The sequence below is a fragment of the Actinomadura sp. RB99 genome (assembly GCF_014706005.1).
Classification (GTDB): Bacteria; Actinomycetota; Actinomycetes; order Streptosporangiales; family Streptosporangiaceae; genus Spirillospora.
The window spans coordinates 105,581-118,086 of record NZ_JABMCA010000017.1; the positions used below are offsets into that span (position 1 = coordinate 105,581).

At 69.3% G+C, this 12,506-nt stretch carries 11 protein-coding genes; 1 reads left to right on the forward strand and 10 read right to left on the reverse strand.

Annotated features, from left to right (window positions below; all coding sequences use genetic code 11):
- Positions 1–118: 118 nt before the first annotated feature.
- The gene (locus tag amrb99_RS18020) at positions 119–1,201 is read left to right on the forward strand and encodes a DUF3866 family protein (protein WP_190857174.1); all 1,083 of its coding nucleotides are present in this window, start codon (positions 119–121) and stop codon (positions 1,199–1,201) included.
- Between the two features lie 24 nt (positions 1,202–1,225).
- On the opposite strand, the gene amrb99_RS18025 is transcribed toward amrb99_RS18020, so the two are convergent.
- From amrb99_RS18025 to arc, 10 genes are all read right to left on the reverse strand, one after another.
- Positions 1,226–1,774 carry a DUF3291 domain-containing protein gene (locus tag amrb99_RS18025; protein WP_190857176.1) on the reverse strand — a complete coding sequence of 183 codons (549 nt, stop codon included), beginning with the start codon at positions 1,772–1,774 and terminating at the stop codon, positions 1,226–1,228.
- A gap of 32 nt (positions 1,775–1,806) precedes the next feature.
- On the reverse strand, positions 1,807–2,511 hold the full coding sequence (locus amrb99_RS18030; RefSeq protein ID WP_190857178.1) for a transcriptional regulator: 705 nt from the start codon (positions 2,509–2,511) through the stop codon (positions 1,807–1,809).
- Between the two features lie 98 nt (positions 2,512–2,609).
- On the reverse strand, positions 2,610–3,500 hold the full coding sequence (locus tag amrb99_RS18035) for an FKBP-type peptidyl-prolyl cis-trans isomerase (RefSeq protein WP_347256730.1): 891 nt from the start codon (positions 3,498–3,500) through the stop codon (positions 2,610–2,612).
- A gap of 194 nt (positions 3,501–3,694) precedes the next feature.
- Entirely contained in the window at positions 3,695–5,053 is a 1,359-nt protein-coding gene (gene pafA / locus amrb99_RS18040; RefSeq protein ID WP_151592999.1) for a Pup--protein ligase, read from the reverse strand.
- 160 nt (positions 5,054–5,213) lie between these two features.
- The gene (prcA, locus tag amrb99_RS18045) at positions 5,214–5,999 is read right to left on the reverse strand and encodes a proteasome subunit alpha (protein ID WP_241755663.1); all 786 of its coding nucleotides are present in this window, start codon (positions 5,997–5,999) and stop codon (positions 5,214–5,216) included.
- A gap of 20 nt (positions 6,000–6,019) precedes the next feature.
- Positions 6,020–6,865 carry a proteasome subunit beta gene (gene prcB, locus amrb99_RS18050; RefSeq protein WP_190857182.1) on the reverse strand — a complete coding sequence of 282 codons (846 nt, stop codon included), beginning with the start codon at positions 6,863–6,865 and terminating at the stop codon, positions 6,020–6,022.
- Positions 6,866–7,092: 227 nt separating this feature from the next.
- Positions 7,093–8,238: an endonuclease domain-containing protein gene (locus tag amrb99_RS18055; RefSeq protein ID WP_190857184.1), complete on the reverse strand. Its 1,146-nt coding sequence runs from the start codon at positions 8,236–8,238 to the stop codon at positions 7,093–7,095.
- 105 nt (positions 8,239–8,343) lie between these two features.
- Entirely contained in the window at positions 8,344–8,553 is a 210-nt protein-coding gene (locus amrb99_RS18060; RefSeq protein WP_067638008.1) for a ubiquitin-like protein Pup, read from the reverse strand.
- A gap of 280 nt (positions 8,554–8,833) precedes the next feature.
- Positions 8,834–10,351: a depupylase/deamidase Dop gene (gene dop, locus amrb99_RS18065; protein ID WP_190857186.1), complete on the reverse strand. Its 1,518-nt coding sequence runs from the start codon at positions 10,349–10,351 to the stop codon at positions 8,834–8,836.
- Positions 10,352–10,499: 148 nt separating this feature from the next.
- Positions 10,500–12,263 carry a proteasome ATPase gene (gene arc / locus amrb99_RS18070; protein ID WP_190857189.1) on the reverse strand — a complete coding sequence of 588 codons (1,764 nt, stop codon included), beginning with the start codon at positions 12,261–12,263 and terminating at the stop codon, positions 10,500–10,502.
- Positions 12,264–12,506: the final 243 nt, after the last annotated feature.

The following is a 12,506-nucleotide window of genomic DNA, read 5'->3' on the forward strand; positions in this document are numbered from 1 at the left end:
ACCCCTTCCGCGGAGCCTCGCGCTCCGCCCCTCCGCTCCGCGACCTCCGGCGGCCCCGGCCGGGCCGACGGCCCGATCACGCCCCCGCCCGTCGCCCAGGACGCTACCGTTTCCCGGTGTGATCCGATGGCGCAAAGGCACAGTAGAGGGCATCCGCCGCGAATGGCCGGGGGCGGTCGAACTCGACGTCGTGATCGGGGACGACGGCGCGCACCGCGCACTGGCCTACCCCGACCTGGTCGGACGCCCCGAACCCGGCGACACCGTCCTGCTCAACACTACGGCCTTGGCGCTGGGCCTCGGCACCGGCGGCTACGCCATGGTCGTCGCCGTCCCCGACCGGCTCCCGCCCGACCCGACCGGCCCCGGCCACCTCGTCAAGGCCCGCTACACGCCCCTGCAGGCCACCGTCCTCGGCGCCGACGAGCAGGACTCCCCGCACCACGAGACGCTCCGCGACGCCGACTCCCTCGGCGGCATGCCCGTCGTCGTCGCCGACCTGCACTCAGCGCTCGCGCCGATCCTCGCCGGCCTGCTCGCCGCGCGCCCCGGCGCCCGGATCGTCTACCTCATGCCGGACGGCGGCGCGCTGCCGTCCTGGTTCTCCATGTCGATCGCCCGCCTCAAGGACGCCGGCGCCCTCGCCGCCACCGTCACCGCGGGGCAGGCGTTCGGCGGCGACCTGGAGGCCGTCACCGTCCACACCGGCCTCCTCGCGGCCCGGCTGGTCCTGGACGCCGACGCCGTCGTCCTCGCCCAGGGCCCCGGCAACCTCGGCACCGGCACGAAATGGGGCTTCTCCGGCGTCTCGGCGGGCGAGGCCGTCAACGCCGCCTCCATTCTGGACGGACGGCCCGTCGCGTCCCTGCGGGTCAGCGAGGGCGACAAGCGGGAACGCCACATCGGCGTCTCCCACCACTCCCTCACCGCCTACGGCCGCGTCGCCCTCGCCCGCGCCGACGTCCCCGTCCCCGAACTCGGCGGTGCGTTCGGCGCCCGCGTCGCGGCCGAGGCCGCCCCGCTCGGCGACCGCCACGCCCTCGTCCCCGTCCCCGTCGACGGCCTCCACGACACGCTGCGGGCCGCGGAGAAGGACTGGGGCGTCCGCCTGTCCACCATGGGCCGCCGCCTCGACGAGGACCTCGCCTACTTCCTCACGGCCGCCGCCGCCGGCCGCCACACCGCCGCCCTCCTCGGCTGACCGCCGCGGGGCCGGCGGACGCCCTCACAGCACCGCCGGCTCCGCGCCCGCGGCCCCCTTCTCCTCAGCGCCCGCCGTCACCTCAGCGGCCTCGTGCGCCGCGGCCTCCTCGGCCGTGTACGACGACGAGAACGTGAACGCGCGGGGCGACGGCCCCTGCGCGCGCAGCAGGTCCAGCCGCTCCAGGGCCTCCTCCACCGTCGGGACGTACCCCGCCGGGATCCACCACAGCACCATGTGCGCCTCGACGTGGCGCCGGAACCACTCGCGGCGCCGCCGCAGCGTCTCCAGGTGCGCGGTGCGGTAGACGAAGTCCCACAGGGCCTCCTGCGACTCCCACACCGAGTAGTTGATGATCACGTCCTCGCCGGCGGGGCGCATCCCCGTGGCGTCCGCCCGCCCCTCCTCGACCAGCCGCCACACGAACCCCGGCGCGCCGTCGGCGAGCGCGTTCACCGGGTCGAGCATCGCCACGAAGTCCGCGGTCCGCGGGTCGTCGAGCGGGTACCGGAGCGTGCCCACGTTGAACTGGGCGAGGTGGAAGCCGGCGCGAAGATCCTCATGAGCGGTCATGGCGTCACTCCACCACGCCCGCCGCTTCTATGTCAATCCTCATTGTTTTTAGAGGGTTCGGCCACCACGCAGCACCACCCCGGCCGCGCGTCCATCCGCACCCGCACCCCCTCCGAGCCCTCCACCAGCCCCTCCAGCAGCGCCAGGTTCATCCCGCACACCAACGGCGGGAACCGCTCCGCCACCGCGTGGAACGGGCAATTGCGCATCCGCAGCACCGCCCCACCGCCCTCGCCGCGGCCCTCGGCGGCCCCGGCGTCCTCGGCGTCCTCGGCGTCCTCGCGGACCGGCTCGTACCCGCGCTCCTCCAGCACCTTCGCCAACGCGTCCAGATCACCGCACGGCGCCCCGGCCGCCAGCGCCGCACCCTCACGCCGCGCCGCCTCCCGCACCTCCCGATCCAGCCCCGCCCGCTCCGCCGCCTCCGCCAGCAGACCCGCCGCCGTCCCGTAATCACGCGCGGGCAACGACACCCCGCGCTCCACCGCCGACCGCCGGTACACCTTCGCCGGACGCCCCGCCCCCGGCCCCGAACGCCCCGACAACCGCCGGCTCCCCGCCTCCAGCAGCCCCCCGTCCACCAGCTTGTCCAGATGGAACGCCGCCAGCGTCCGCCCCACCCCCGCGGCCTCCGCCGCCTCGTTCCGCCCCACCTCGCGGCCCCGGCCCACCACGAACTCGTACAACCGCCGCCGCACCGGATCCTGCAGCAGCGCCACCGCCTCGATGTCCTCCACCCCGCCATTCTAAGAACAGCGCGGATAGACCATAGAAACGCCGACGGCCGCCGCCGGAGACGACAAGCCCCCGGCGACGGCCGACCAACGAACTCAGATCAATGCGCGCCCAGCAGATCCACCACGAACACCAGTGTGTCCGACCCCCGGATCCCGTACTGCGCCAACCCCTTCGACCCGTACCCCAGCGACGGCGGCACCACCAGCAGCAACCGGCTCCCCACCCGCTGCCCCAGCAAAGCCTGATCCCAGCCCTTCATCACCTGACCCGTCCCCACCACCACACCGAACGGATGCCCCGCCGACCACGACGAATTGAACACCCGCCCATCACGCCAGAAATACCCCGCGTACTGCGTCGCCAGCAGCTGCCCCTTCCGCAGCACCGGCCCATCCCCCCGCACCAGCGTCCGCACCTGCAACCTCTTCGGCGCCGCCGCCTTCGGCACCGTCACCACCGGCGCCTGCCCCGCCGGCGCGTCCGACACCCTCGGCAACGACGGATCGTCCAACGGCGCCTGCTTCACCCCGTGCGGCCCCGCCTTCCCCGAATACACCCCCAGCACGTCCAGCACGTACACCAGCGTGTCCCCCGACCCCACCTGATGCCGCGCGTCACCCGCCGCCCCGAACCCGTCCTTCGGCGGAATCCGCGCCACCACCCGCGACCCCGCCCGCGCCCCCTCCAACGCCTTCACCAGACCCGGCACCAGCTGCCACGTCGAGAAGAACCCCGGACGCCCCTCCGCATAACTGCTCGCCAGCAGCTTCTTCCCCGACTTGTTCCAGCGGTACCCCACATAGTCCGCCATCACCAGATCACCCTTGCGGGCCGCCGTCCCCTTCCCCTCCTTCAGCGTCTTCACCGCCAGCGACCCGTCCGGACCGCCCTTCGGGAACGACACCTCCGGCAGACGCCCGAACGCGCCCTTCACCGACACCTTCACGTCCGAACCGGACGAACACCCCGCCACCAGCGGCACGGCCACCACGGCGACAGCGGGCAAAGCGACGACACGACGGAGAACACGACGGCGCATACGGGTCCTTCGAGGGGTGATGAGCGCTGCTGCGCGCTCACCCTACCCCCCAAGTGACCAGCCGGTAGCCCACACCACGCGAGTCGCACCGGCACCACCCGCCCCGGGCGCCGCCGCCCCCGCGACGGCCCCCGGAACCGGCATCACATCCCCGCGATCAGCTTGTCCACCCGCTCGTCCACCGACCGGAACGGATCCTTGCACAGCACCGTCCGCTGCGCCTGATCGTTCAACTTCAGATGCACCCAGTCCACCGTGAAATCACGCCGCTTCTCCTGCGCCTTCCGGATGAACTCCCCCCGCAGCCGCGCCCGCGTCGTCTGCGGCGGCACCGACTTCGCCTCGAAGATGTCCAGATCCCGCGACACCCGCTCCACCGACCCCCGCTTCTCCAGCAGGTAGTACAACCCCCGATCACGATGCACATCGTGATACGTCAGATCCAGCTGAGCCACCCGCGGCGACGACAACGGCAGATCGTACTTCCGCCGGTACCGCTCGATCAGCTTGTACTTCATCACCCAGTCGATCTCCCGCGACACCAGATCCAGATCGCCCGTCTCCACCGCCCGCAGCGTCCGCTCCCACAGATCCAGCACCCGCTTCGCCGTCGCGTCCCCGCCCCGCGAGTCCACGAAGTCCCGCGCCTTCCCGAAGTACTCCTTCTGGATCTCCAGCGAACTCGCCTCGCGCCCGTTCGCCAACCGCACCTTCCTCCGCCCCGTCATGTCGTGACTGACCTCCCGGATCGCCCGGATCGGGTTCTCCAGCGTCAGATCACGCATCACCACCCCCGCCTCCACCATCCGCAGCACCAGGTCGGTCGCCCCGACCTTCAGCAGCATCGTCGCCTCGCTCATGTTCGAGTCACCGACGATCACATGCAGCCGCCGGAACCGCTCCGCGTCCGCATGCGGCTCATCCCGCGTATTGATGATCGGACGCGACCGCGTCGTCGCCGACGACACGCCCTCCCAGATGTGCTCCGCCCGCTGCGACACGCAGTACACCGCACCCCGCGGCGTCTGCAGCACCTTCCCCGCACCACAGATGATCTGCCGCGTCACCAGGTACGGGATCAGCACGTCCGCGAGCCGCCCGAACTCGCCATGCCGCCCCACCAGGTAGTTCTCGTGGCAGCCGTAGGAGTTCCCCGCCGAATCCGTGTTGTTCTTGAACAGGTAGATGTCGCCGGCGATGCCCTCCTCGCGCAACCGCCGCTCCGCATCCACCAGCAGACCCTCCAGGATCCGCTCCCCCGCCTTGTCATGCGTCACCAGATCCACGACGCTGTCGCACTCCGGCGTCGCGTACTCCGGATGGCTCCCCACATCCAGATAGAGCCGCGCACCATTGCGCAGGAACACGTTGCTGCTCCGGCCCCAGGACACCACCCTGCGGAACAGATAGCGCGCCACCTCGTCCGGTGACAACCGCCGCTGACCGCGGAAGGTGCAAGTGACGCCGTACTCGTTCTCAAGCCCGAAGATGCGCCTGTCCACACCAAGACCCTATGCGGCCCGGCCCCGACTTGGCAGTCTCAAAAGCCCACCGTTTCCCCCACGAAACAAACCCGCCGCGGCCGGACGGCACCACACCACCCGGCCACGACGGGCCAAACTCACCCCGGCGCCACAATCCCCCGGCGCCGCCGACAGCGCGTCAGTCCTCCCCGCCGTCCTCCACCACATCGTCCACATCGTCCACCGACGGCCCCGCCTTGCCCGCCGACGACACCCCCGGCGACCCCGAACCCGAACCGCCGTCACCCGCCGCCAGCAACTCCTCGATCCGCCGCGCCGGCAACCGCCGGAACAACCGGTGCTCCCGGTTCCGGTCCAGCACCGCCACCTCCAGCGACTTCGCCTCCAGCCGCCGATCCGAGTCCTGCGCCTCCAGAGCCCGCACCGCCGTCCGCAGCGCCACCTCCAGCGACGCCCCCTCCTCGTAGCCGTCCTTCAGCGCCTGCGCGACCGACTCCGTCTGACCCCCCATCGCCACATAACCGTGCTCGTCCGCCACCGACCCGTCGAACGTCAGCCGGTAGATCTGGTCCGTGTCCGCGTCCTCGCCCACCTCCGCGACGACCAACTCCACCTCGTACGGCTTGTTCGTCTCCGTGAAGATCGTCCCCAGCGACTGCGCGTACACGTTCGCCAGACCCCGCGCCGTCACATCACGACGGTCGTACTGGTACCCGTTGATGTCCGCGTACCGGACCCCGCCCAGCCGCAGATTCTCGAACTCGTTGTACTTCCCCACCGCCGCGAACGCGATCCGGTCATAGATCTCACTGATCTTGTGCAGCGCACGCGACGGATTGTCCGCCACGAACAGGATGCCGTCGTCGTACTGCAGCACCACGACACTGCGGCCACGCGCGATCCCCTTGCGCGCATAGTCCGCCTTGTCCTTCATCTGCTGTTCGGGCGACACATAGAACGGCATGGACACCGGTCGGATCCCTTCTATCGCAGCGGGGCGGTCGGACCGCCCGGCGAGTCGTAACGTCCATCCACGACGGCCTGCGCCAACGCGCCCACCTCGTCCTCACCCAGCCGGCGGTACCCCTCCGACGTCACCGACGCCACCACCGGGAAGATCCGACGCGTCAGATCGGGGCCGCCCGTCGCCGAATCGTCGTCGGCCGCGTCGTACAGCGCCTGCACGCACGCCAGCGCCGCGTCCTCCGCCGACAGATCCGCCCGGTACAGCTTCTTCAGCGCACCCCGCGCGAACACCGACCCCGAACCGATCGAGTGGAAGTCCCGCTCCTCGTACCGGCCGCCCGCCGGATCGTAAGAGAAGATCCGCCCCCCGTCCCGCTCCTCGTCATAGCCCGCGAACAGCGGCACCACCGCCAGCCCCTGCATCGCCATCGCCAGGTTCTGCCGCACCATCGTCGCCAGCCGGTTCGCCTTGCCCTCCACCGACAGCGTCCGGCCCTCGCGCTTCTCGTAATGCTCCAGCTCCACCTGGAACAGCCGGACCATCTCGATCCCGATCCCGGCCGTCCCCGCGATCGCGATCGCCGAGAACTCGTCCGCCCGGAACACCTTCTCGATGTCCCGCTGCGCGATCACGTTCCCCGCCGTCGCCCGCCGGTCCCCCGCCATCACCACCCCGCCGGGGAAGCTCACCGCGACGATCGTCGTCCCATGCGGGATCTCATCCCCCACCGGCGACGCCGGCACCGTGCGCCGACCCGGCAGCAACTCCGGCGAGTACACCCCCAGGAACTCCGTGAACGAAGACGTATCCGGGCTCGTGAACAGCCCCGGCAGACGTCCGGTGTGCGAATCGTGGGACGCCACGCGACTCCCTTCCCTCCACCAGGCGCCGGTGACCCTCGCATACCCCACCGGCGCAGACTCCTACGACCCTACTGTTCAACCCTCACCCGGCGCATGCCGCGTGATCCACCACCACGTAAGCCCACGGCGAACCTTCCCCGCGAAAGCCCGTCCACCCGCACATAACGCGCGCGCACGGCAACCCGGCCGGGCGCGCGTGTCGCCCCCGCTCCCTACTCCTGAGGCGGTCAGGAGTAGACGAACGCGCCGTCCTCGTCCGACCCGACCCACGTCGGCATGTCGAGTTCCTCGTCGAACGGCAGCGTCTCCTTGCGGAACCTGCCGTCCTCCTCCCAGAGCTCCTTCCAGCCGCCGTTCGGCACCGTCGTGGGATCGACGTCCGGCACCGTCAACGACAGCCGCGTCCCGCCGTCCGCCGTGGGAACCGTCCGCACGAGCCGCCCCTCCACATAGTCCGCAGCCCGACGAAGGGCGATGGGGTCGTCGCGCAGTTGCCCCATGCCCGTGTTGCAGCCCGAACACGCGAGCCCACGCACCATCCCCGTGCCGTGGTCATGGTCGACGTGCTTCGCCGGTTGGTCGGCGCAGATGGCGCAGAGGCCGACCTGCAGCTTCAGGAGCCACTTGGCGTCCTCGTCGTTGATCCCGTACTTCTGCCGCAGGTGGTAGTGCCGCGCCGACTGCGAGCTGTCCCCGCGCGTCCGCCAGAAGGGGTCCCACCGGACACGATCAGGCCCTCCGAAGACCGGAGCGCCGATCTCGATCCGCATCCGCCGCGCATGTGAGCCGCGCAGCTCGAGGTAGTCCGCCGCCAGGCGGAGCACGGCCGGGTCGTCGTGGAACTGGCCGAGGCCCCCGTTGCACTTGAAGCAGAGGATCCGCCGGACCAGGCCGGTGAGATGGCTGTGGTCGACGTGCTTCGCCGGCGCCCGGAGGCAGATGACGCAGACGCCGCCCTGCTCGGCGACCATCCGCTCCACCTCCTGCTCGGTCACCCCGTAGCGGAGCTTGAGCATGTAGTTGCGCTGGCCGCCGTGCTTCTCCCTCTTGTGCTCGGCGATCACCTGATTGTGGCAGGGCTTGCAGTAGGTGGAGAGACCGGACTTTCGAGAGCGGTTGCTCCCGAACTCGTCGACGTCCTTGACCGTTTCGCACCGAGGGCAGTATTTCGTCCCGTCGGGGTCCTTGCGGCGCCTGCGATAAGGCCGCATCGTCTTCCCGAGACGCTCCTGCTTCCTGCGCTTCGAAGCCGCATTTCGCAGGCCGAAGCACTCCCTGCAGTACAGGGCGAGGCCGTCCGCGGACGCGGCCCGCTTGAAGAAGTCCGTGGCGGGCTTTGTCCTGCCGCAGTCGCGACACTTCTTATGAGACATGGGCGAGACATTACCTGCCCGCCCATGCCTTTGAATCGAGTATTCGAATATTTGCTCGTCCGAAGAATTACCGACTTCGCACCGTGGGCGACATGTCCGTTTTATTCACTGACCGCCCTTTTGCACGAAACCCCTTACGAATTCCTCTGCGTTCTCTTCGAGAACTTCGTCAATTTCGTCCAGAATGGAATCGACGTCGTCGGTGAGCTTCTCCTGCCGCTCCTGGACGTCTTCGGTGGTCGTGGCCTCGGTCTCCTCGACCTCTTCCGTGCGCCGGGTGGTCTGCTTCTGACCGCCGGTGTCCTTCGTGGCCATTCCGTACCTCCGCTTCTTGCCGGTACCCCGACCCTATCTCCGATCTTCGTAGACGAGCGGATCTTATGGTCCGTTTCGTCCGATCGCTCTAGGCGTCGGGGGCCTGATCCGGTTATCGCCCGTCCGCAGACCCGTGAAACAGGCAAAGCGGTCACGAAACCGCGACATCGCCCGTCACCGCAGGTCAGCACGGGGACGCCGCTCGATAGTCGCACTATCCAACGGGCGCCGTCCAAGATCCGGACGGCGCCCGCGTGTCAGCCCCTGGGAGGGGCTCGGCTCAGCTCTGGCCGGTCAGCGTGGCCACCAGCTCCGCGGCGGTGCGGCAGCGGTCCAGCAGGGCCCCCACGTGCTGCTTGGTGCCGCGGAGCGGCTCCAGGGTCGGGACGCGCTGGAGCGACTCGCGGCCGGGGACGTCGAAGATGACCGAGTCCCAGGACGCGGCCGCCACGGAGTCGGCGTACTGCCGCAGGCAGCGGCCGCGGAAGTAGGCGCGGGTGTCCTCGGGCGGGTCGTCGATGGCGTTCTCGACCTCGTCCTCGGTGATGAGGTGCTCGACGCGGTCGCGGGACGCCAGGCGGTTGTAGAGGCCCTTGTCGGGCCGGATGTCGGCGTACTGGAGGTCGACGAGCTGGAGGCGGGGGTGGGACCAGTCGATGCCGTCGCGGCTGCGGTAGCCCTCGAGGAGGGCGAGCTTGGCGACCCAGTCGAGCTCGCGGGACAGCTGCATGGGGTCGTCGCCGAGGCGGTGCAGGACGGACTCCCAGCGGTCCAGGACGTCCTTGGTCATCTCGTCGACGTCGGCGCCGTAGCGGTCCTCGACGTACTTGCGGGACTGCTCGAGGTACTCCATCTGGAGCTGGACGGCGGTCATCTTGCGGCCGTCGCGGAGGGTGAGCAGGTGCTTGCAGGACGGGTCGTGGGAGACGGCGCGCAGGGCGGCGACGGGCATGTCGACGGACAGGTCGACGGTGAGGAAGCCGTCCTCGATCATGGCGAGGACGAGGGAGGTGGTGCCGAGCTTGAGGTAGGTGGACAGCTCGGCCATGTTGGCGTCGCCGATGATGACGTGCAGGCGCCGGTACTTCTCGGGGTCGGCGTGGGGTTCGTCCCGGGTGTTGATGATGGGGCGCTTGAGGGTGGTCTCGAGGCCGACCTCGACTTCGAAGAAGTCGGCGCGCTGGCTGATCTGGAAGCCGTCGCCGCGTCCGTCGACGCCGATGCCGACGCGGCCGGCGCCGCAGACGACCTGGCGGGAGACGAAGAAGGGGGTGAGGTGCCGGACGATGTCGGCGAAGGGGGTCTCGCGGCGCATGAGGTAGTTCTCATGGCAGCCGTAGGAGGCGCCCTTGTTGTCGGTGTTGTTCTTGTAGAGCTGGATGGGGTGGGTGCCGGGGACCATGGCGGCGCGGGCGGCGGCGTCGGCCATGACGCGTTCGCCGGCCTTGTCCCAGATGACGGCGTCCCGGGGGTTGGTGCATTCGGGCGCGGAGTACTCGGGGTGGGCGTGGTCGACGTAGAGCCGGGCGCCGTTGGTGAGGATGATGTTGGCGAGGCCGAGGTCCTCGTCGGTGAGCTGGGTGGGGTCGGCGACCTCGCGGGCGAGGTCGAAGCCGCGGGCGTCGCGGAGGGGGTTCTCCTCTTCGAAGTCCCAGCGGGCCCTGCGGGCCCGTGCGGCCGATGCCGCGAGGTAGGCGTTGACGACCTGGCTGGAGGTCACCATCGCGTTGGCCCCTGGCTGCCCGGGTACGGAGATGCCGTACTCGGTCTCGATGCCCATCACCCGCCGAACACTCATATCGTCGAGCCTATCGGGGCCGGGAGGGTGGAGCCATGGGGCCGGTCTTTCCCGGGGCGTGTCGGGGTGGTTGGCGGGGTGTGGAACGGCAGGCGGCGGCCGCCCCGTGGTAGGGGCGGCCGCCGCGTGGCCGTTCGTGTGGTGCGGATTACAGGTACTGGCCGGTGTTGGCGACGGTGTCGATGGACCGGCCGGCTTCGGCGCCCTTGGTTCCGGAGACGAGGGTGCGGATGTAGACGATCCGTTCGCCCTTCTTGCCGGAGATGCGGGCCCAGTCGTCGGGGTTGGTGGTGTTGGGCAGGTCCTCGTTCTCGCTGAACTCGTCGACGCAGGCGGCGAGGAGGTGGTTGACGCGCAGGCCCTTCTGGCCGGTGTCGAGGAACTGCTTGATGGCCATCTTCTTGGCGCGGTCGACGATGTTCTGGATCATGGCGCCGGAGTTGAAGTCCTTGAAGAAGAGGACTTCCTTGTCGCCGTTGGCGTAGGTGACCTCGAGGAAGCGGTTCTCCTCGCTCTCGGTGTACATGCGCTCGACGGTCCGCTGGATCATGGCCTCGACGGTGGCCTCTTCGGAGCCGCCGTGCTCCTTGAGGTCGTCGGGGTGCAGCGGGAGGCCGCTGAGGATGTACTTGGAGAAGATGTCCTTGGCGGCTTCGGCGTCGGGCCGCTCGATCTTGATCTTGACGTCGAGGCGGCCGGGCCGCAGGATCGCGGGGTCGATCATGTCCTCGCGGTTGGAGGCGCCGATGACGATGACGTTCTCCAGCCCCTCGACGCCGTCGATCTCGCTGAGCAGCTGCGGGACGATGGTGTTCTCGACGTCGGAGGAGACGCCGGATCCGCGGGTGCGGAAGATGGAGTCCATCTCGTCGAAGAAGACGATGACCGGGGTTCCGGCGGAGGCCTTCTCGCGGGCCCGTTGGAAGACCAGGCGGATGTGCCGTTCGGTCTCGCCGACGTACTTGTTGAGGAGTTCGGGGCCCTTGATGTTGAGGAAGAAGCTCTTGCCTTCCTTGCCGGTCTGTTCGGCGACCTTCTTGGCGAGGCTGTTGGCGACGGCCTTGGCGATGAGGGTCTTGCCGCATCCGGGCGGTCCGTAGAGGAGGACGCCCTTGGGCGGCCGGAGCTTGTGCTCGCGGAACAGGTCGGCGTGCAGGTAGGGCAGTTCGACGGCGTCGCGGATCATCTCGATCTGCGAGCCGAGTCCGCCGATCTCCTCGTAGGAGATGTCGGGGACCTCTTCGAGGACGAGTTCTTCGACCTCGGCCTTGTGGATCTTCTCGTAGGCGTAGCCGGAGCGGGGTTCGAGCATCAGGGAGTCGCCGGCGCGGAGGGGTACTCCGCGGAGCGGTTCGGCGAGCTTGATGACGCGTTCCTCGTCGGCGTGCGCGATCACGAGGGCGCGTTCGCCGTCGTCGAAGAGCTCCTTGAGCATGACGACCTCGCCCTGCTCTTCGAACTTGAGCGCTTCGACGACGTTGAGGGCCTCGTTGAGCATGACCTCCTGGCCGCGTTGGAGTTCGTCGACGTCGACGGCGGGGCTGACGTTGACGCGCAGCTTGCGTCCGCCGGTGAAGATGTCGACGGTTCCGTCGTCTCGGGATTCGAGGAAGACCCCGAATCCGGAGGGTGGTTGCGCGAGCCTGTCGACCTCCTCCTTGAGCGCCACGATCTGTTCGCGAGCCTCTTTGAGGGTCGCTACGAGTCGCTCGTTCTGGCCGGTTACGGCGGCCAGGTTCGCTTGTGCCTCATGGAGGCGTTCTTCCAGGACACGTACTTGGCGCGGGGATTCCGCGAGCTTGCGGCGCAGCACGGAGATCTCCTCCTCCAGGAAGGAGATCTGCGTTTGGAGGTCCCTGACCTCCTTGTCGTGCTGCGCCCTGCGCGCCCCAGCATCGTCACGAGCGGCCACGCCCCGTCACCTCCTCACGAAGAGAGCCGACGACCTACTGAGACCCTACCTATCTGGAGGGCTTCCGTAACCTGCCCATTCGGTACTCGTGTCGTGCGGGTGTGGTTCGGGTGGTGTTCGGGGGGCGGGCCGGGGGTGGTGTTGGTGGTGGTGTTGTGCTGCGCGGACCTGGGGTTTTGGGTGTGGGGGCGTGTCGGGGTGGAGGGTTTGTCGATTTCGGGGTGTGTGGGGTGGCACACGGCG

Bases quoted from the DNA above. Each gene is read 5' to 3' on its own strand.
- amrb99_RS18025 (WP_190857176.1), bottom strand. From the start codon at position 1,774: ATGACCGCTCATGAGGATCTTCGCGCCGGCTTCCACCTCGCCCAGTTC.
- prcA (WP_241755663.1), bottom strand. From the start codon at position 5,999: ATGCCGTTCTATGTGTCGCCCGAACAGCAGATGAAGGACAAGGCGGAC.
- amrb99_RS18055 (WP_190857184.1), bottom strand. From the start codon at position 8,238: ATGTCTCATAAGAAGTGTCGCGACTGCGGCAGGACAAAGCCCGCCACG.
- amrb99_RS18060 (WP_067638008.1), bottom strand. From the start codon at position 8,553: ATGGCCACGAAGGACACCGGCGGTCAGAAGCAGACCACCCGGCGCACG.
- dop (WP_190857186.1), bottom strand. From the start codon at position 10,351: ATGAGTGTTCGGCGGGTGATGGGCATCGAGACCGAGTACGGCATCTCC.